Genomic DNA, 20,698 nt, shown 5'->3' on the forward strand with positions numbered 1-20,698 from the left:
ACGCACTTATGAAAGCTACTCTTCGTATTTTTCTTTCTATTTTGTTTATGGGGGTATTGACGAATACCTATTCACAAGAAAAAACAGAAATCATTTTTCACAAGCCTGCAAATCCTGAACGAGCAAAGGCTCCATTCAGTGAAGCCGTTCAGGCAGGAAACCTGTTCTTTTTAGCAGGACAGATAGGCATGGACCGCTCTGTTGGAAAATTGGCTGATGGAGGTATTCAGGGCGAAACGAAACAGACCATCAAGAACATTCAAGGAGTTTTACAGCATCATGGATTATCGCTTGACAATGTGGTTAAATGCACTGTGATTCTAAGTGATATCAATGATTTTAAAGCCTTTAACGAAGTATATACACAGTATTTCACCAACAAACCGGCTAGGACTACTTTTGCAGCTAAAGACCTTGCCGCAGGAGCTAAAATTGAGATTGAGGTTATGGCGATCAGATAAGTTTAAACCTAGGTCTAAGATGAACTAAACCCTATCTTTGCAAAATGGTTACAGCAGAGGTACATGATTTGGTGAACAAAGGGCATATGCTCCCTTTAATGGAAGAATTTTATACCATTCAAGGTGAAGGTTATCATAAGGGGACCGCAGCATACTTTATTCGTATTGGAGGATGTGATGTTGGGTGCCATTGGTGCGATGTTAAGGAGAGTTGGAATGCCGAAACGCACCCGCCTACTTCAATCGACAGTATTGTGGACAATGCAGCGTCTTATTCAGATACCATAGTAATTACTGGCGGCGAGCCGCTTACATGGGACATGGGACCATTGACCACTGCATTAAAGGCAAAAAACCTTCAAACGCATATAGAGACTTCTGGGGCTTATCCTCTAACAGGAACTTGGGATTGGATTTGTCTTTCTCCGAAGAAAAATAAACTTCCAGAGGAAGAGATATACAATGTGGCAAACGAGCTAAAAGTCATTGTCTACAATAAGCATGATTTAATCTTTGCAGAAGAGCAAGCGGCAAAAGTAAATGAAAACTGTATTCTCTATTTACAGCCAGAATGGAGCGTTAGGGATAAAATGGTTCCCTTGATCGTGGACTATGTAATGCAAAATCCCAAATGGAAAGTGTCTCTGCAGACGCACAAATACTTAAATATTCCGTAGTAGGTAAAGTTAGCGTCCCCCGTTACCTTGTAAGTCAAGAATGCACTCAGCATCAAGCACGGGAACCGCGGCAGATCCTTTGGATGCGTTGCTTTCCAGCATTTTCATCATAGGACCGCCAAACTGTAGTTCAGCTCTCATAAGGCAGCCATTAACATTACAATGATTTTCCGCCTCTGCATCTTCATGATTGTTCACCGGTGTGGTTCCAAGATTAACCAAACCAAATAAATGTCCAAACTCATGATTGAGCGTAGCTGTTTCTACGTCTGTCAAGGTTATTGTAGTTGCTCTATTTGCCAAATCCCTTATAGTTGACTCATATATTACCATAGACGTGTTTCTGTAAACCGCACCTAGAGTTACCAAGCCTTCAGACTCATCATCTCCATCAGAGGGGGCATCGGCAAAATAGATGTACACCGCTAGCGTGGTGCCATCATTATAAGCAGTTCTATTCTCGTTTTCCAATTCAGAGATCTCTTCCAATACAAGCGTTTCTTCATTGGGAGATGAAAGACTTTTAAAGGAGAATTCTATGTTCTGTTTAAAAGTTCTTTCTCTAAGATAGTCTTCAAAATTGGCCACTGTCTGTCCGGAAGGTTGAAATCCTTCAACATAGGCGATTTCAACTAAAAGTCTATCAAAATTAGTATTGGATAAAAAATCATTTGCGGAAGAACCTGTTGCCTGAAGATTGGCAGACTTGTTAACATTTTGAGTGGTCGGCGCGTCATCTGAATCATTAGAACAACCAATGATGCATCCGAAAACAAATATAATGGCAATTAAGATTTTCTTTTTCATATTAATTTGATATGTATTAAAAACGATAAGGAGGCCATTCTATTATGATTTTAGAGAAAGTTTTGCTAAATAGTCGTAATGTTCTCCTTCTCTTACAAGTTCACAATTAAGATCAAGGGCGGAGCAAGCACTATGTAAAGTAGCAAAATCAAGGTAAAGCCATTCAAAAGGAGCACTTTTCTGCTTCTTGTACTCCATGACAAAGGTTACTTCGCCATAATAATCTCCATTGTTTGGAACCCAAAACCCACCATCCTCATCTTCTTCAAACATATAAATGATATTGCTGGAATCCAATAAAACTTGTCCCTTTGGTTGTAATAGTGATTTTAAGTGATTCAAAAAAGAGCTCAAGTTATTCAGTTTTCCAGCTAAACCTATCCCGTTCATAAGCAGTAATAGGGTATCGAATTTTGAGTCATTATAATCAAGAAACGAATTGTGAACAGAAGATGTAACACCTCTATTTTTACAAATTTCAATAGCTCCTTTTGAAGCGTCCAAGGCAGTAACATCAAATCCTTTTTTTTGTAGATATAAGGCGTGGTTTCCAGCGCCGCAACCAATATCAAGAATGGTTCCTCTGGCCATTTCCAATGCTTTTTGCTCCAATAAAGGCATTTCTTCAAAACACCTGAACAGATAGGGAAGCGGAATACTATCTTCTTCATCTAGAGATGAATAGGTTTTAATGTCTTCCGTGTATTTCCCTGAATGGTAATCTAGCAAGGCCGTTCCAAGAATATCCAACATAAATTAAAATAATTGATGCAAAAATGGGACTTTATTAATAGATAAAGGTTTAAATGAAATGTGTTTTTTATGTTTGTCTCTCATGAAAGAGAAATTAGAACAGCTACCAAAAAGAGCAAGGGAAAAACATATTGAAAATAAAAGGTTCTTTACAAAACTGAAAAAACGCCCGCCAAAGAATCTGGATTATATGATGAGTGAATTGCATGAGGCTGAGTTTAAAAAAACGGATTGTCTTACTTGTGCCAATTGCTGCAAAACAACAGGTCCTCTTTTTACCAATACAGATGTTGAGAGAATTGCAAAACACTTTAGAACGAAGCCCTCAAAATTTATTGATGAGTACTTGAGAGTAGATGAAGAAAATGATTATGTATTAAAGAAAGTGCCCTGTGCTTTTCTTGGAGCTGACAACTATTGCTCCATATATAATGTAAGACCAAAGGCATGTAGAGAGTTTCCCCATACAGACCGTAAAAAGTTTCATCAAATCAACAATCTTACCCTTAAAAATGTAGCTATTTGCCCTGCTGCTTTTAACATTGTTGAAGAGATGAAAAAGAAACTAGGTAAATAGCCCATAACTATTATGAGAATTGAAAAATTGCTATACTTGCAAACTCATTAAAAAAATCAGAAATATCTTATTATGAAAAGCTATATTACTTCTGTAATCTGCATGTTTTTTCTTTATTTACCAATTTTGAATGCTCAAAATATTGAAGTTAAATTGGTTGATGGAACATCATTAAAAGGCATTGCCAAATACGGTGGGTGGGTAAAGACACCAGCTGAAATTGAGATAAAGTCTGACGAAGAAACTGCGATTTACAAACCATCCCAGATTTTAGAGTTTGATATAGACGATGATAGATATCTCTCAAAAACTGTAGATCTTAATATCACAAAACAGGACATTCAGAATCTATCAGATTTCAAAGAGTTGAAATCTGTCCGTAAGCAGGTTTTTTTAAAGGTAATAGTTCAAGGAAATGCAAACTTGTACACCTATAGGGATAATAGAACGCATTATTTTGTAGAGAAGGGAGGGAAGATTATCGAACTCATACGTTTGATACGATCTACTAAGTCTCCATTTAATAAATATGTTGGTCAATTGAACATTTTATTCTCGGACTGTCAGAAACTGTCTAAAAATGAAAATGTTCAGTTTAATAAAACAAGTTTAAAGCGTGCTATAATTGCATATAACAAATGTCAGTCTGGTGAAAGTAGTTTTATTGAAAAAAAATATCCCATCCAATTCTCTTTATATGCTATTGGGGGTTATAAGTTAACTTCTTATGGAATTGATAATGGTAGTTTTTATGGCAATTACCAAATTGAAAATGAAAGCAATGGAACACCTGCCTACGGAATAGGTTTTGATATTAACATATTACAAAGAACAAAAAAGCTACAATTTTATGCAGAATTCCTTTTGCAAAACTACAAGTTTGAGGCGTTTTACCGAAATCAAAGATTACCAGAACAGTACATTGATTACTTTCTTGATGTGGATGTTAGTTATCTGGAGATAAACGGATTAGTAAGGTACAATTTTGGAAATGATTTGAATAGCACTCGTTTTTTTGTAAATGCGGGTTTTAATGAGGCAGTTCAGGTTTCTGACAAAAGCGAGGAGTACTCAAATTCAGTTTTTTTTGAGGCCGAAAACAGGAGAGAACGAGAGCCTTTAAATGGGGATATTGTCACCAATAGGATTACCTTTTTGTTAGGTGCGGGTCTTAGATACAAGTTTGTTAGCGGTGAAATCAGGTATGGTTTTAATCCACGATTTTCTGATTTTCCAACTATTTCAAAAACCGATAATCTGAATTTTTTGTTAGCATTTAAGGTGTTGTGATTTAACTGGAATTTAGATAGTTGAAAAAAATAGGTAAAGGGTAAAAAAGGTCTTTTTCAAATATTACTTATTTTAGACGGGAATCTATCCTTGGTACTTATTTAGATGGAGCAGATAATCACATACTTTGAAAATATTCCGGCACTGCACAGAAGTCTTATTCTGGTCGGAGGAATTACGTTCTTCTGGGTTTTAGAAGGAATAGTGCCACTTTTTAGTGTTAAGTATAAAAAATGGCGTCATTCCATTCCTAATTTTTTCTTTACGCTCACAACCATAATTATCAACTTTCCACTAGCATTTTTATTATTGAAAACATCGGATTGGACGGTAGAAAACCAATTTGGGATTATTAATTGGTTGCCAGAAATGCCTCTGTGGCTGTATGTTGTTCTAGGCGTTATGCTTCTTGATCTAATTGGAGCATATACTGCGCATTTGGTTGAACATAAGGTAAAACCCCTTTGGATGGTTCATTTGGTGCATCATTCCGATCATAATGTGGACACTACCACTGCGAACAGACATCATCCATTGGAGAGTTTAATTAGGTATACTTTTACTTTAATAGGTGTTTTCATTGTTGGTGCCCCTATTGGTGTCATTATGCTATATCAAAGTTTATCGGTTGTTCTTTCTCAATTTAATCATGCGAACATACGTTTGCCCAAGAAAGTTGACAATGCAATAAGTTGGTTTATTGTGAGTCCAGATATGCATAAAGTGCATCACCATTACAAATTGCCTTATACAGACTCAAATTATGGCAATATTTTTTCTATTTGGGACAGGCTATTTGGAACCTTTATGAGGATGGATGTAAATTCAATTGTTTACGGAGTGGATACCTTTCCTGATGAAAAAGAGAATAGTAGTATAATGGGGTTGCTTAAACAACCTTTTCATAAATACAAAAGACCTACCACAGAAAACTAATCGTAGATCAAATACTTTTGCCTTATTTTTTTAAAAGCATCCAAATCTTGTTTCCAACTTGCTTTTATTTCTGATTCTGATTGTCCCTCTTCAATTTGTTTTTGCAATTCTGGCGTTCCCGCATGTTTGGTAAAAGATGCGGTAATAAAGAACTTCGACCTGTCCAAGGTGTTTTGGTAGGCATCGAGCAACCATTGTAAAGAAACCGATTCCATTCGTTCAGATTGGGATAAATCTCTTCCAAAGGAAGTTTTACCTTGTTCTTTTGGGTGTTTGGACCCAAAATTAGGTTTAGGCACATAGCTAAAATCATATTGCACACTATCTAAAAAAGATGCTCCATACCGCTGAAACTGAAACTCAGTTCCACGCCCAGCATTAACATTGGTGCCTTCAAAAAGGCCCAAGCTGGGATAAAGATTGATAGATACATCATTTGGGAGGTTAGGGGAAGGTCTGATGGGAACATGATACTCAGAATGATGCTTGTAATTTTTAAGTGGAACAACGGTCAAAGCAACAGTTGTATCTCCTTTTAGCCATCCTTCAGCATTGATCATTCGTGCATATTCACCAATTGTCATACCGTATACCAACGGAATTGTTGTCATGCCCAAAAAACCAGTATGTTCCTTTTTCATTGTTGGGCCATCAATGTAGTGACCATTAGGATTTGGTCTGTCCAAAACAACAATGGGAATGTTACTTTCAGCACAGGCTTCCATCACTAATTGTAATGTGGCTATATAGGTGTAAAATCGCACTCCAACATCCTGAATATCAAAAATCACAAGATCAAGCCCTTCCAATTGCTCTTTTGAAGGTTTCTTGTTTTTGCCATATAAAGATATAATGGGTAAGCCTGTTTTGGTATCCAAACCGTCCTTGACCAATTCTCCTGCATCTGCCTTCCCCCTGAACCCATGCTCTGGAGCAAAGACTTTCTTGACACCAACTTTTAACGAGATCAAGGAATCTACCAAGTGTGTGTGTCCATTTTCTTTAAAAACAACACTGGTTTGGTTAGCGACCACCCCAATGACTTTGTTTTTGAGTAATGGGAGGTATTCTTCTGTTCTATTGGCAGCAACACTAATTTTTGATATAGAATCTGTTTCTACGCTAACAGTGGTGAGCTTACTTTCTTTTTCCTGTCCCTTACATGAAGAAAACAGCAAAACCAACAATAAAACTGTACTTTTGAAAATAGATAAAATGGGCATTCGTTGAATTTAGAATTGTTTATAGCCAAGCGCCTGATTACAGGGAAGGAGCATAAAATTAGCATTTCCGCCCCTATAATAAAAATTGCCATAGCAGCCATTGCCATTGGCGTAGTAATGATGCTTATTGCAATTGCTACCGGGGTTGGGCTAAAACATAAAATTAGAGAAAAGGTGGCTGCCTTTAATGGCCATATTCAAATTTCAAATTACGACAATAATACCTCCGAAGTTTCTGTAGATCCAGTTCCATTGGAGCAGGATTTTTATCCAGAATTTAAAGATGTTGAAGGGGTTTCTCATGTGCAAGCGGTAGCTACAAAAGGTGGGATTATACGCACCGAGGACACTTTTGAAGGGATGTTGGCCAAAGGAGTGGGCCAAGATTACAATTGGGCCGTTTTTGAAGAATACATAGTTGATGGGAAATTGCCGGATTACTCGGGAAAACTCAATGATGAGGTGTTGATTTCAAGGATGATGGCAAATCGATTACAGTTAAAAGTTGATGATTCTTTTTTCTCATTTTTTCTAAAAGACGGAGATGCCTCCAAAGTCCCCAATAATAGAAAGTTTAAAATCACCGGAATTTATGATAGTGGTTTTGAGGAGTTTGATGCTACCTATGTTTTTGTAGATATTCGTCATATACAGCGAATGAATAAATGGGCATCCAATGAAGTTGGAAACTTTGAAGTGTTTATAGAAGATTTTGACCAACTTGAGGAGAAGAGCAATGAAATTTATAGCAAAACATTGTCCAGCCTAGATACCCAAAATATTAAAACCAAATACTTTAGGATATTTGAATGGATCAGTCTGTTCGATTTTAATATTGCACTTATCATAGGAATAATGATTATTGTTGGGGGGATAAACATGATTACAGCTTTATTGGTGCTTATTTTGGAACGGACTCAAATGATAGGGGTCTTAAAAGCTTTAGGTTCTGAGAATTGGAGCATCCGAAAGGTATTTTTGTACAATGCCACTTATTTAATAGCAATAGGGCTGTTATGGGGCAATGGCATTGGTTTAACACTGCTTTACCTTCAAGATAAATTCCGATTGTTTAAATTTCCCAATCCTGAGGAATATTATATCGAATATATTCCAGTGCATATTGATATTTCTACGGTTCTGCTGTTAAACCTTGGGGTAATGCTACTTTGCTTGGTTATGCTTTTGGTGCCATCCTACATTATCACAAAAATAACCCCTGTCAAAGCAATTAAATTTGAATAACAGACCTTGGTTTTGGTGTTCTTTTTTTGGATTTTATTGACATTGTCACCAACTCAAAAAACTATCTTTGCGAGCACTATGGAATATGCAAATAACATTCTTGAAACCATTGGAAATACGCCATTGGTAAAACTAAATAAATTAACGGCCGATCTTCCTTGTATGGTCTTGGCCAAGTATGAAACTTTTAATCCAGGGAATTCCGTCAAGGACAGAATGGCACTTCAAATGATTGAAGATGCGGAGGCTTCTGGAATTTTAAAACCAGGTGGTACCATAATAGAGGGTACTTCAGGAAATACAGGAATGGGATTGGCGCTGGCAGCAGTTGTCAAAGGATATAAAATGATATGCGTTATCAGCGATAAGCAATCAAAGGAGAAGGTAGACATTCTTAAGGCCGTAGGTAGTGAAGTACATGTTTGCCCAACGGATGTAGCACCAGATGATCCAAGAAGCTATTATTCAACAGCTAGACGTTTATCCACAGAAATTCCAAATTCATGGTACGTAAACCAATATGATAATCCAAGTAATGCCAAAGCGCATTACTTGAGTACAGGACCGGAAATTTGGAAACAAACTGGGGGTAAAGTGACCCATTTTGTGGTTGGGGTAGGCACTGGAGGAACGGTTTCGGGTGTAGGCAAATATCTTAAAGAACAAAATCCCAATATCAAAGTATGGGGTATAGACACTTATGGCTCTGTATTCAAAAAATATCACGAGACAGGTATTTTTGACGAAAAGGAAATCTATCCATATGTAACGGAGGGGATAGGAGAAGACATTTTACCAAAAAACGTAGATTTTGATATTATTGATGGATTTACCAAGGTAACAGATAAAGATGCTGCCGTTTATACGCAACGCTTGGCAAAGGAAGAAGGGATGTTTTTGGGGAATTCGGCAGGAGCCGCCATTAAAGGATTGTTACAGCTAAAAGATCATTTTTCCAAAGATGATGTGGTTGTAGTATTGTTCCATGATCATGGTAGTCGTTATGTGGGTAAGATGTTCAATGATGATTGGATGCGCGAGAAAGGATATATAGACTAAATTTTCTTTAAATTAGAATCAAAATCAGCCAATATGCAAAGTAAAAACTTTTTTATTGCCTTAAGTTTTTTAGTTTCAATTTCACTAACTGCCCAAAGACTTTCCAGAACGGAAAAGAAGATTATTGCTTCAGTAGAAAAGAGTAATCCAGACGCTATTTCTTTTTTAGAAAAAGTGGTCAACATAAATAGTGGCACCTTAAATTCCAAAGGAGTAAAAGAAGTGGGTATGGTTTTTAAAGATGCCTTTGAAGGAATCAATTTTCAAACAAATTGGATTGAAATGCCAGATGGAATGAACCGTGCTGGTCATTTGTTTGCTGAGACTTCTGGCAACAAAGGAAAAAAACTGTTGCTCATTGGACATTTAGATACTGTTTTTGAAGAAGACAGTCCTTTCCAAGAATTTAAATTGGTCAATGACAGTATTGCCCATGCGCCGGGAGGAAATGACATGAAGGGCGGGGATGTTATTGTACTTTATGCCCTAAAGGCATTACATGATAATGGGTTACTGAAAAATGCACAAATTATAGTTGCATTTACTGGAGATGAGGAAAGTACAGGTAAACCTTTGACCGTTAGCAGAAAAGATTTGGTCGAGGCTGCAAAGAAGAGCGATATTGCCTTAGGTTTTGAAACTTCTACAGGATTCAACTATGCAACTGTGGCTAGGAGAGGGTCTTCTGGTTGGGCAGTGGAAGTTGAGGGAAAAAGAGCCCACTCCTCTGGTATTTTTAGCGAACGTACCGGAGCAGGTGCCATATTCGAGATGTCACGTATTCTTCATCAATTTTATACAGATGTAAAAGGGGAAGATCTATTGACTTTCAATCCAGGTACATTGTTGGGCGGTACATTTGTAAATTTTGACAAGACTACCAGTAAGGGAGACGTTTTTGGAAAAAGCAATGTTGTTGCGCAAACAGCAATGGTTAGGGGAGGATTACGTTTTATTTCCGAAGAGCAAAAAGAAAGAGCTAGGACAAAAATGAGGGAGATTGTGTCCAATAACCTCCCGAAGACCTCCGCAAAAGTTACGTTTACGGATAGTTATCCTGCAATGAAACCAACGGAAGGAAACAAGGCGCTCTTAAATCTTTTAAATGATGTGAGTTTAGATTTAGATCAGGGTGAAGTTTTGGCGTATGACCCTGGCAGAAGGGGAGCTGCCGATGTATCTTTTGTTGCTGAATATGTAGATTGTTTAGATGGACTTGGTACAATGGGTTCCGGGGCACATACCCCAGAAGAAACCGTTAATCTTAATACCATTGAGGCGTTAACCAAACGTACCGCAATATTGATTTATAGATTGATTAATACCAAATAATGGTGCAGCTCAAAAAAAGAAATTGCACCGTTGGGATTGATAAAGGAGAGCTGGTAAGCTTTATATCAGAAAACCATGAGTTCGTCCACCAAAAAGGTAGCCCTGGTTGGAGAAGTTCTGATACTGAAATGTTCCCCATTATTGGACCATTGAACGAAGCCGACTTTAGAGTACAGGTGCCAAGAGGTAGCGGAGCAATTCAAGACCAGCACGGATTGTTGAGAGAATTGAAATATGAGTTAATCTCTCAAACCGAAACAGCAGCCATCTTCAAAAAGGAATATATAGCAGGAACAAGGGTGAAAAACTCCAAATTCCCTGAAAAATCCAATAAAGAATGGCTGTTTTGGCCATATACATTTACTTTTAAAAAGTCTTTTGAGCTAAAAGAGGGCAATTTGGAAATTAGTTTTACCATCTCTGGCGAGCGGGATATGCCTTTCATGCTAGGTTACCACCCGGCCTTCAAACTTTATACGGACAGTCCGGTCATAATCACTGATGAAGAAAAAATAAATTTGGATGAGGTTTTGGCAGTGGGCAGCAGAGCCTTACAAGTTGAAAATTGCAAATTTATTACACTAAAGGATAAAAAGGATATTACCATTAAAACTGAAGGTTTTGGACATTTTATGTGCTGGACAGAAGTAAGAAATATGGTTTGTATAGAGCCAATAACTTTTTATCCCTATGCTGTTGCGCAAAGAGAATTACATACCGGTTTTGAGTATACAAAAGATATTGAAAGTATATTTAAGGTAAGTTTATTTGTGTGAGGTTTCTCTTCCAAAAATAAATGTTAAGGAAATCACAATTTTTTTATATTCTTCATCGTTATATTAAGTATATTAGTGGAAGCAATTTTACGAAATACACTTAATGTTCAGAAATTTTATTGAAAGGGTGGGAGTTATGAACTGCATCATGCTCCTGGTTGTGGTATCAATTATCATTGTTGCAGAAGTACTTTTCCTTCAAGGAAAAAAAATGGATGCTATTTTTATAGCATTTTGGGCACCGACCATTTTAGGTTTTATGAATTATTTGAAATACAAAAAATAATGGATTTTGTCTTAGGTTACTCCATTGTAGTTGCAGTAATATTTCTTGCATGGGTGCTGTTTATAGTTCGTATGTACAAGAAGATTAAGGACTAACCTTATTTGCCCTCCCTACGTTTCAAAAACGGTTTCCACTTTACCTACCTTTTCATTTTTCAATATGTAAGAATTGAGTATGCGCTCGGTTTCTATTGTGTTTTTCTGTGGAACGATAAAGGCTTCAATATCTTCTATTGTGGAAATTTCCAATTCTTGATCAATAAACCCATATCCCCTATACATACCTTCGGTAATTAGAATAACCGCATGTTCATCTTCGTTTCTGCCTTTTTCCTTAATAATCGTTACCTCAGATTGCATTGCTTTTATTTTAGCCATGGCGGCTTCAACTTTTTTATTGTATTCAAGCACAGGTTCATTATCACGACACACACCTTCACAAGAAGTTATCTCATGGTGGGAACAAGCCTCGTTAGTTTGTTGTAAATGACAATATTTTGGACAAAGTGCAAATGCTTTGCATATTTCCTTTAAATATATTCTGCAATCTGTTTGGTTGTAAAATATTTTAAGTGGATTTGGAACTCCTTTTATGGCATTAAAGGCAAGGTGTAGTATTCCCTTTCTGTCTTCATATGCAAATATGGCGTACTGTTTTACGATTCGTTTTTGCGCTCTGTTATAAGGGGGGAAACGTTTTTTGATTTCGGCTGATTCCATGAGAAGCGCAACAAGTTCATTTCCTGAAAGTTCAAAATCGATATCTGCAGTTTCACTGCACATTTGGATCTCTTTGGTGCTCTTGTCATAAAAGTGGCTCAAAACCCTTTTTTTAAGGTTGATCGCCTTGCCAACATATATAATATCACCTTTCTGATTTTTAAAATAATAAACACCGGGCTTTTGAGGAATCCCGTCAAAAACAGATTTGGATAGATGTGGGGGCAAAGTGGCCTCTTGATTTCTTGAATTAAGAAATTTTTGAAATACAACCTCTGAATCTGGAGTATTGATTAGTTTTTGAAACAAAAGCACTGTAGCATGGGCATCTCCTCTGGCACGATGCCTATCTGTAAGCGGTATACTAATGGCAGAACAAAGTTTGCCCAGACTATAGGATTGCAGCCCAGGAATGAGTTTACGGGACAAACGGACTGTACAGAGTTTTTTCTTGGAAAAATCAACACCTATTTGCCTAAATTCTTCCTTGATCACACCATAGTCAAAGTTTACTGCGTGGGCAACAAAAATACTGCTCTTGGTAATCTCAAGAATTTTATCAGAAATGTCAGAAAAGGTTGGAGCATGTTGAACGAGCTGATCATCTATGCCGGTTAAACCTGTAATAAATTGAGGTATAGGGCACAATGGATTTACAAGAGAAGTGAATTCATCAATAATCTGCTCCCCATCAAACTTAAAAATGGCGATTTCTGTAATCTTGTTCCCTTTTATACCATTGCCAGTGGTTTCTATGTCTATGATGGTATACAAATCCGTAAAAACAATTAATAATTGAATTTATGCATAAAGTAAAAGCCCACCAAATAGCAGAGTGGTTTTGGTATATATTAATACGGAACCTTAAGCCTTAAAATACTATGAAAGAATTATAATAGTGTTTCTCTACCAATAACAGCCATAATAAAGAAAACTGTTATGGAGATGATCAAACAACTAATGGCCGCAGTTAGATTATCTGGAATGGAGAATTCTTTTTTAATGTTGTTAAGTATTGTTTTCATTGGGATTTATTTTTAACAAAGTTGGGAAAGACCCAAGATTTTGTCATAAAGGAATCGACCAAGGAATGGAAGAGCGGATAAAGGGTAGAGGAAGCTGGTTTTACCGAATAATTGAACCTTTCAACCATTTTTCTGGTTTAAAAAGTGCAATCGTGAGTTAGTGAACCAAGGAGTATCCTAATTCTTATTGTTTTTTAATAGAAAAGATGTTGTTCCCCTGATTGGGTAAATCTTCGTTCAATCATTTAATGAACATGCCAGTGATAATACTTTTAAAAAGAATAATTTGATACTATTTCTATACATTGGCGTGCATTTTTCAATAAAGAGCCAGTAGCATACTTTACAAGTTGTACTGGCTCATACTGCCTAATAAACTAACTCAACACTTATTGTTATAAGTTTATTTCTAAAGATTGAAGTAGTAATGTACTCCACCACCAAAAAAGATACCTGAGTAACTGAAACCATCGCCAAAAGAACCTCCACCGTAACCAGCTTCAACATTAAAACCTAATTGCTCCAATCCGCTGAAAGCATATTCAATTCCCGCGCCTGCTCCATATGAAATTGACGATTCGCTTTCATTTGCATTGGTTCCAAAGAAATTATCCTTGTATTTTACTGTCCAGACACCAACTTGTCCTACTGCGTATGGTCTTAGGTTGTTTGTGTTTGAGGTGAAACTATAAAGATACCTGCCAGTAAATGTGAAAGCACTTACACTGCCGCCAAAACCATAGTTGGCACCACCAATAACAGCTTGTATCCCATGAGTTTCTGTAAGATTGTAACGTGCACTTAACCCATAGTTTAAACTGGTAGCCTGTATACCCGCGCCCAACACACCGGATTCTGAAATTTCCTGGGCATTTATACTTACCATTGTGAAAAGGGCTAAACTTAAAGTGATAAATAATTTTTTCATGATTAAATAGTTTTCGGTTTTAATAACTGATTCTCTGTTGCCGTCAAACCTAATGATGTTCTTATGTTATTTTTTACGGATTTCCCTATGTGTATGCCCGTTTTTATACCCAAAGACTCTATGGGACAATGGATGAAATCCACTTGGCTGGGTCATAGACAGCTCTTTAAAAGTCTGCAATTAGAATTGGGTAAAGATTTACATCAATTTCAAGCCTATTTGCCTCATCTACAACATCTTTCAAGCTGTAAACAGTTCTGGACCCTTCTAAAGGAGGTGCATCTCCTATGACTATTGTAATTCTTTGTGATTCAGAAGCCCAGGACATTTGGTTTAGTGTTAGAAAAATACCATCATAGACAGATTCGGGAGCATCTCCACCTCCAAAAACCCTTATATTGTTTAAAAAGGCAATTGCATGATCGTAGTTGGTATTCAAATCTATACTATTGTACCACTCGGTTGTAGAATTGGCATCATTGTAAACTGCCATGCCAAGCCTTACACCGGCAGGAAGTTGGTCAATGATGTTGTTGATTGAATTTTTTACTTGAGCAATGTCATCGCTCATGCTAGAAGTATTATCAATTAGGAAGACCAGGTCCGTATTGGTCACTGCATTATCATTTATGATATCTATGATTGCACCGGGCACTTCTTGAGCATTATTGGCATTATAAACGGTGCCTCCTGTGAACTCCGCCAAAACATCAAAAGCTTCTGAGGCAGAGATTACTCTGGTTTGACCAATGACTTCTGTGGAAGTTTCGCTGATTACATCGCCATTAAAAGCCTCAATTTTATAATAATACTGAGAGTTGGAATTGACAGTTAGGTCGGTAAAAGCTTCTATACTTTTAACTTTGTCGATCAAGCTGAAAACAACATCTTCTAAGGCAAAGTTAAAATCTGCGCGATAAATATTATAGCCTTCTGCTTTGGAGACCGCATTCCAAGTTAGTTCTACTTTTAGCGCAAAATCTGTTGATGCGACCAGTGCATCTGGCTGTAAAAGTACCAAAGGCTCATCCTTGGTACAGCTGAGAGGTAAAGCAATACATAGCAGGAACATTGCTACTTTGATTATATTCTTATCCATTTTCTTTGTGTTTAGTGATTACACACCAAACCTAATCTTGAACGGGTGATTATCCTTACGGTAATCCATATCCAGAGTTTTCCATAGCTAACTTTGGATGAAACACGGATAAATTCGATAAATTACGCTCAGGCAATTGGAATGATTTGAGCAAAGCAGCTCTCTTGAAGAAATGACGAATAAAAAGTTTCCCATGGTGTTAAATATGACCTCACTTACATGGCTTTTTCCCTGTAACAATGAAGAGTTTCAAATTGAGAATGGGGTTATGGTTTTTCGTTTAACATGTTAAAGCTTATATGATTTATCACTTTGAAAGTGTAACACATTCAAGCTTTGCATTAGGGTTTTTAAATTTTTCCAATAGTAAATCAAACTTTTTTCCCTTGATTTTGCCAACTGAAAAATCCCCCTCGACACGGTTTATATTAAACTCAAGAATTTCTGCTTTTCTAGTTCGGTTTCCACTTTTGATGATTTCGTAAACCTTGAATTTGTCTTTTGCTGTTATCCCTTCTTTTTCTCCAGCTATGATAATGATTTCGCCTCCACCTTTTGATTCGTATACATCTTCTATGTCAACGGTTATAGGGAACGTTTCAATAATGAATGAACGTATTTTCTTTTGTAATATCCGTAAGACCGAAGACAATGTTTCGGTCTTGGTGCCGCCGGCACAGGTTAAACAAAAGGCCGGAGTATTAAAGTTTTTTGAACCTATTACATGTCCATTTTCAATATCATTTATGGTTATGCTAAAAGTCATGGAGCATTCGTAGAGCCCGTTTTTGTCCTTTCCATAGGTTAATGAGGTAAGGTTGCCCCCAACAATGGCCTCCGCCCCATTTTGCTTGCCTTGTTCAATTACGTAACCTTCAATATATTCTATGTTTTTTTGAACTTCAATCTCCTTATATATAATGGTTTGTGAATATTTGGTTCTGTCCAGCACCGTGAATCTATTCCGCTCAGAAAAAAGTTCTTTTACTTTTTCAGTTATTGCTTCCGCTTCTGCGTAGTTATTGATATCAGTTGTTTTAAATGGTGCCAGTCCAATATATTCAACTTGGCCTGAAACCAATAAAGGTGCCGTTAGTAAAATGAGAAGCGCAATGATTTTGGTTTCTTTTATCATGGTTTTGTTTTAAGAGTCATGGTTGGATGGTTATATTTTCAATGTGTGGATATTAACCCTCTTGCATTGCACGATCCATTTCTCCTTGGTGTCTTGTACGTTTGAATTCGGTTCTGGCAATTTCTCCCATTTTTTTTCTCTTTTTAGCTCTACGTGTTTCTCTCTCATTACCAGAAACAGGGCTGGATGTATTTACGGTTTTTGTTGGTTTTTTATCATCAACCAAATTGGTGTTTGGTGTTTTTACTGAATCATTGGTTTTTTTGCTTTCAACTGGTTCGGTACTTGAATCGGAAGTTCCAGAATTTTGTCCATTGTTTTTGGTCCTTGTCTGTATTTTTACTTTTAACTGTTGAGCAGAAGAGTGGCAATTGGATTCGGTCTCAATAGCGCCCAATATTTCTAGAGCTGTTTCATTATTGTTTTTTGAAATTTCGGCTTTTGCCCGTACCAAGTTCTTTTCACAAGTTTTGTTCAAATACCCATTATAAGCTTCATCTAGCTTTCTTTGTATTTTTTTGTAGCAATCGCCACCTACTTCCTTTGGTACTGGATACAACAAAGCAATTGCCTCATTATACCTTTTCTGCTCGACCATGGTATCTGCCTCGTTATAAAGTCTATTGCAGTTAGAGCGGTAATATTCTAAAATTTTGGTCTTGGCATCTTGTAAAAAGTTTTTGATTTTTTCTCCTTTTGTCTTTATCTGAGAGATGCTTTGGTTTATCGCTTCTTTTTTGGAATAGCCATCACCGGTAATTTCTTGATTAAACACACTGTAAACCTTTCCTGTTTTTACTTCTTTGATAATAAAATTTAGTTCTACATCAATTACATGAACATTTTGTAGACCTTCCACAATTTTGTGGTCATATATTTCATATTTGGGATACATGATGAACTTATCGGTATAACCTTCCCCAGCTATGCCATAATTGCTCACCATTCTTAGCATTTTTGATTCAATCTTTGAAAGCTGTCCACTGGTCAGGCCTTCCATTTGAAGAGGAACAACAACCGATATGTTCAAATTGTCTTCGGATTCATTATTGTTCAAAGCCTGAATCGAATTAAAACTCGCCAGGAAAAGAAGTGCTATTAGATATATTTTAGTTTTCATGATTGTTAGTTATAATATGTTGATATAAATGGTACCTCTGCTATTGTCAAACTTCACGGGCAAGTCTATTTTGTCAAAAAAACGGTCTAGTTTGCGTTCAATTTTGCGTGCCGTCATATTAGTGCAATTCTTTGGGTCACGGACGGGGTATCTATATTCCTCGACCATTAGTTTGGTCTCGGTCACAAAAGTCACTACATAATAATTTTTGTAGGCAGTTTTTTCCAACCAATCTTCAATTAAATATTTTAGTTTTGTGTTTTCTGAAGGAACATCATCATCCATGGTAATGTTGGCATCTTCGGAAAGACTGAATTCCATTTTAACGGTCTTTCCTTTTTCCCTAATCTCCGCCCATTTTTCATTCATTTTTCTTAAAAATTCGTCGAGAAGTAGTTCATTGTTGTCATTCTTCTTTTTCAATGCCGCTCCTATCAATAAAATCTTATCTGGCGTATAGTACATATTTCCCTCAATAGGTACACTTGCCATAGAATTACCGTTGTCGGTTACGTTCGCTTCCAAGATGATCGTTGCCCTATTTCCTTGATCTAGATTACTTATTATTACATCTATTTCCACAATAATATCAGAAGGAATATTTCTGAAAATTCTATTCTTGAATTCTGTTTGTGTTTCTTTTGTGACTACTTCATCTCGCATTCTGGCTTTTAGAGTTGTTTCAAAATCCAAGGTAGTGTACTCTCTATCATCAAAAGCTTGTTTTACTTTTGAGATGGCCACTCTAACTTCTGGTTGTTCATCCATAATAGTCCTTAGATCCTCTCCTTTTACAGTTCTGGGCAATACCATTATACTAGGTTGTATCGTATTTACCTCTTCACAACCTCTTTGCGCCTGAAGATCAAAGGTATTTACAACATATAGTATGGAAACCAAAAAGATGTTGCGTATCAATGTCATATTTTTCATAGTCCAAATTTTTTAATTATTCCATTTTCTTCTAAATCCTTTCTTAAGGCCAACATATTTATGGTCATATCAATTCTGGCCGATCTTTTACCCCTCTTAACCTTTGAAACTGATTGGGTGTAATTTGTAATAAAGGTTCCCATGCGGGAGTTGTAGAAAGAATTTAGGTAGTCCTTGTGCTTTTTATATTCAACATGTTCGTTGATTCCTATCAAGGGTTTGTTGAAAGGGGAATTTGATATGCCTCTAAAGAATAGATTTTGAAATGCTAGTCTCTTTGCGTTAAAAATGGCTTCTTCTTGATTTTCACCAATATCGAAGCTACTTACGGTTAAGGATTCCAGCCTGTCATTGGAAATGTAATTCACCTCGGCTGAATCAAAATCACCATGTTTATTGCTTCCACAAGCCATTAAAAGAAGAACCATTATTGTAATTGTTTTTTTCATGCTATTTAGATTTACAGATTAATTTGGCCTGGGAATTAAACTTATCCAAAAGCTCTCTTCCTCCCTTTATTACTACCGCGGTGGATAATTCTTCTCCTTCAGTGGCATCGATTTTTATATCAGCAACCCATTTTTCACGTTGGGTCTGCGTATTTCCAACCGTAACCATGGACAATTCATAGATGCTGATTTTATCGTTCTTTTTAGCGCCATTGGCTTCTCCTGTGTTGATTAGGATTTTTTTAGCAGCCCCGCCCTTTTCTTCTTCAATGGAAAGAATCGCAATTGATTTGGAAACAAACTTGTTCAGGAATTTTTTAAGATTTTTTGTCAAGGAGTTTAACCCGCTTACAAATGCTTCTGGCTTTGTAAGTCCTCCTAAAGATTTTGTGTTGGTCAATCCTATTTTGAAGGTTTTGGTCTCTAGAGTTTGTGAGGTTTCAGTATCAATTATATCAATTGAAAAACTAAATATGGCCCTTTGTAACGATTGTCCTTCAAGCTTTGATTTACCTAGTATATTCAGAGCTTTTTTATACTCAACACTTATTAACTTACCTCCAACTATATTTTTTGCACCGGCAATTCTGCCCTGATCTACAACTTTTGCATTTATGGATGTGATTTGTTTTTGTATTTCTTGCTCCGTTAAAACTATGCCCAAACTTTCCCTGTCCAAAACTTTGAAACTTCTGGAGTTGACCAAAATTTCCTTTACTTTTTGAAAAATCAATTCCGCCTCAACATAATCGCTTGAAGGATTAGAGGATTTTATGGACTGTAGACCAATGGTCGACTCTTGGCCAAACGTAAATAGACTAAGAAATAACAAGGGGATTAAACATTTTTTCATTCTCATGATTTTCATTTTTGTGTTTTGCTATTTTAATTTCAATTTTTGTGCACCTAGTCGATATCGTAAAAAGCGTCGACGTAATCGTACTTGAACTTTATAATGATTTCTTGCTCTTTATTGATAAACCCTTGCTGCCCATCAACTTTTACCGGAGCAAGACCGTTTAGAAAAACAAAAGCGTCTTCATATTTTGGTGCAATTACTTCCTCTCCTTTTCTGTTGATAAAACCCCATTTTCCATCTACTTTAACAGGAGCTAAATCTTCGGAAAAGCCCCAAGTTTGTTCGTACTTTGGTTCAACAATAGTTTTACCGTTCTTTGCGATGAACCCCCATTTTCCACCTTTGCTCACAGGTGCAAGACCTTCTGAAAATGGTAGTGCAAAATCAAAATTTGGAGGAATTACCATAATATTTTCTTTATTGATAAACCCTTCAAATCCATTAACTCCTACTGGGGCCAATTTTTCAGAGAATAGATAGGCACTGGTGTATTTATATGGTATGATGACCTCTCCAGATCTGTTTATAAAGCCCCATTTATTTGCTTTTTTTACAGGAGCCAAATCTTCAGAAAACGATATGGCTTCTTCAAATTCTGCTTCAATCACCATATTGGCTTCATGGTCTATAAATCCCCATTTCCCGTTTAGTTTTGTTGCCGCTAAGCTGTCAGAAAACGGCTGTGCACTTTCGTATATCATCGGAATCTTAATTTTATTGTTCTTATCTACAAAACCCCATTTCCCATTTTTTTTGACCAAGGCCAAACCCTCAGACATTTTCCACGCCATTTCATATTTAAAGGGTATAACCTCTTTCCCACCTTTGTCAATGAATCCCCAGTTTTTTCCTTCACGGGCAAGGGCAAGCGCTTCTACATTGCTGGTGGCAGAAAAATAGAAGTACCCCCCAATCAGTATCATAATGACTGCTGACAATATGAGAATGGGCAGTCTCTTTTTTTTTCTTCTTTTTGATTGTGATTTTTTTCTATCTAGAGGTTCCATAT

At 36.7% G+C, this 20,698-nt stretch carries 22 protein-coding genes; 9 read left to right on the forward strand and 13 right to left on the reverse strand.

Translation table 11 applies throughout. The annotated features are described in order from the left end of the window. Nucleotides 1–8 precede the first annotated feature (8 nt). Both DKG77_RS07280 and DKG77_RS07285 read left to right on the forward strand, forming a co-directional pair. Entirely contained in the window at nt 9–461 is a 453-nt protein-coding gene (locus DKG77_RS07280; protein WP_109661736.1) for a RidA family protein, read from the forward strand. Nucleotides 462–505: 44 nt separating this feature from the next. Further along, nucleotides 506–1,138 carry a 7-carboxy-7-deazaguanine synthase QueE gene (locus DKG77_RS07285; protein ID WP_109661738.1) on the forward strand — a complete coding sequence of 211 codons (633 nt, stop codon included), beginning with the start codon at nt 506–508 and terminating at the stop codon, nt 1,136–1,138. Nucleotides 1,139–1,147: 9 nt separating this feature from the next. Here the strand turns inward: DKG77_RS07285 and DKG77_RS07290 are convergent, their stop codons facing one another. Further along, a complete protein-coding gene (locus tag DKG77_RS07290) occupies nt 1,148–1,945 on the reverse strand; it encodes a hypothetical protein (RefSeq protein ID WP_109661740.1) in 798 nt (265 codons plus the stop codon). Between the two features lie 42 nt (nt 1,946–1,987). Further along, a complete protein-coding gene (locus tag DKG77_RS07295) occupies nt 1,988–2,698 on the reverse strand; it encodes a class I SAM-dependent methyltransferase (protein ID WP_109661742.1) in 711 nt (236 codons plus the stop codon). An 82-nt stretch (nt 2,699–2,780) separates the two neighbouring features. On the opposite strand from DKG77_RS07295, the gene DKG77_RS07300 reads away from it, so the two are divergent. From DKG77_RS07300 to DKG77_RS07310, 3 genes are all read left to right on the forward strand, one after another. After that, nucleotides 2,781–3,275 (forward strand): YkgJ family cysteine cluster protein, encoded by a 495-nt coding sequence (locus DKG77_RS07300; RefSeq protein WP_109661743.1) that lies wholly within the window; start codon nt 2,781–2,783, stop codon nt 3,273–3,275. Nucleotides 3,276–3,347: 72 nt separating this feature from the next. Continuing rightward, complete coding sequence (locus DKG77_RS07305) at nt 3,348–4,565, forward strand: COMM domain-containing protein (protein WP_133248431.1); 1,218 nt, start codon at nt 3,348–3,350, stop codon at nt 4,563–4,565. Nucleotides 4,566–4,670: 105 nt separating this feature from the next. Further along, a complete protein-coding gene (locus DKG77_RS07310; RefSeq protein WP_109661747.1) occupies nt 4,671–5,501 on the forward strand; it encodes a sterol desaturase family protein in 831 nt (276 codons plus the stop codon). Here DKG77_RS07310 and DKG77_RS07315 read toward each other — a convergent pair. Next, nucleotides 5,498–6,724 (reverse strand): exo-beta-N-acetylmuramidase NamZ family protein, encoded by a 1,227-nt coding sequence (locus tag DKG77_RS07315; RefSeq protein ID WP_109661749.1) that lies wholly within the window; start codon nt 6,722–6,724, stop codon nt 5,498–5,500. The genes DKG77_RS07310 and DKG77_RS07315 overlap by 4 nt on opposite strands. Nucleotides 6,725–6,727: 3 nt before the next feature. Here DKG77_RS07315 and DKG77_RS07320 point away from each other — a divergent pair, with 3 nt between their 5' ends. From DKG77_RS07320 to DKG77_RS07335, 4 genes are all read left to right on the forward strand, one after another. Further along, on the forward strand, nt 6,728–7,969 hold the full coding sequence (locus DKG77_RS07320) for an ABC transporter permease (RefSeq protein WP_109661751.1): 1,242 nt from the start codon (nt 6,728–6,730) through the stop codon (nt 7,967–7,969). A gap of 78 nt (nt 7,970–8,047) precedes the next feature. After that, complete coding sequence (locus tag DKG77_RS07325; protein ID WP_109661752.1) at nt 8,048–9,028, forward strand: PLP-dependent cysteine synthase family protein; 981 nt, start codon at nt 8,048–8,050, stop codon at nt 9,026–9,028. Nucleotides 9,029–9,061: 33 nt separating this feature from the next. After that, a complete protein-coding gene (locus DKG77_RS07330; RefSeq protein WP_109661754.1) occupies nt 9,062–10,360 on the forward strand; it encodes a M20/M25/M40 family metallo-hydrolase in 1,299 nt (432 codons plus the stop codon). Next, nucleotides 10,360–11,136: an aldose epimerase family protein gene (locus DKG77_RS07335; protein WP_109661756.1), complete on the forward strand. Its 777-nt coding sequence runs from the start codon at nt 10,360–10,362 to the stop codon at nt 11,134–11,136. Before DKG77_RS07330 ends, DKG77_RS07335 begins: the two co-directional genes overlap by 1 nt. A 396-nt stretch (nt 11,137–11,532) precedes the next feature. Here DKG77_RS07335 and DKG77_RS07345 read toward each other — a convergent pair whose 3' ends face one another. From DKG77_RS07345 to DKG77_RS07385, 10 genes are all read right to left on the reverse strand, one after another. Next, nucleotides 11,533–12,915: an exonuclease domain-containing protein gene (locus DKG77_RS07345; protein ID WP_109661760.1), complete on the reverse strand. Its 1,383-nt coding sequence runs from the start codon at nt 12,913–12,915 to the stop codon at nt 11,533–11,535. A 116-nt stretch (nt 12,916–13,031) separates the two neighbouring features. Then, nucleotides 13,032–13,166 (reverse strand): hypothetical protein, encoded by a 135-nt coding sequence (locus tag DKG77_RS17210; RefSeq protein WP_279305970.1) that lies wholly within the window; start codon nt 13,164–13,166, stop codon nt 13,032–13,034. 409 nt (nt 13,167–13,575) lie between these two features. Continuing rightward, a complete protein-coding gene (locus DKG77_RS07350; protein WP_109661762.1) occupies nt 13,576–14,094 on the reverse strand; it encodes an outer membrane protein in 519 nt (172 codons plus the stop codon). Between the two features lie 166 nt (nt 14,095–14,260). Further along, entirely contained in the window at nt 14,261–15,193 is a 933-nt protein-coding gene (locus DKG77_RS07355) for a VWA domain-containing protein (protein WP_109661764.1), read from the reverse strand. Nucleotides 15,194–15,500: 307 nt separating this feature from the next. Next, the gene (locus DKG77_RS07360; RefSeq protein ID WP_109661765.1) at nt 15,501–16,328 is read right to left on the reverse strand and encodes a hypothetical protein; all 828 of its coding nucleotides are present in this window, start codon (nt 16,326–16,328) and stop codon (nt 15,501–15,503) included. Nucleotides 16,329–16,380: 52 nt separating this feature from the next. Beyond that, nucleotides 16,381–17,448, reverse strand: coding sequence for a hypothetical protein (locus tag DKG77_RS07365; protein ID WP_109661767.1), 1,068 nt, complete (start codon nt 17,446–17,448; stop codon nt 16,381–16,383). Between the two features lie 9 nt (nt 17,449–17,457). Continuing rightward, nucleotides 17,458–18,381: a DUF6175 family protein gene (locus tag DKG77_RS07370; RefSeq protein WP_109661769.1), complete on the reverse strand. Its 924-nt coding sequence runs from the start codon at nt 18,379–18,381 to the stop codon at nt 17,458–17,460. Beyond that, nucleotides 18,378–18,830 (reverse strand): hypothetical protein, encoded by a 453-nt coding sequence (locus tag DKG77_RS07375; protein ID WP_109661771.1) that lies wholly within the window; start codon nt 18,828–18,830, stop codon nt 18,378–18,380. Before DKG77_RS07375 ends, DKG77_RS07370 begins: the two co-directional genes overlap by 4 nt. Before the next feature lies 1 nt (nt 18,831). Then, complete coding sequence (locus tag DKG77_RS07380) at nt 18,832–19,683, reverse strand: CsgG/HfaB family protein (protein WP_165819359.1); 852 nt, start codon at nt 19,681–19,683, stop codon at nt 18,832–18,834. 53 nt (nt 19,684–19,736) lie between these two features. Then, nucleotides 19,737–20,612, reverse strand: a complete 876-nt coding sequence (locus DKG77_RS07385; RefSeq protein ID WP_165819360.1) for a WG repeat-containing protein — start codon at nt 20,610–20,612, stop codon at nt 19,737–19,739. Nucleotides 20,613–20,698: the final 86 nt, after the last annotated feature.

Origin of the sequence: Flagellimonas aquimarina (assembly GCF_003149745.1) — a bacterium.
GTDB classification, from domain to species: domain Bacteria; phylum Bacteroidota; class Bacteroidia; order Flavobacteriales; family Flavobacteriaceae; genus Flagellimonas; species Flagellimonas aquimarina.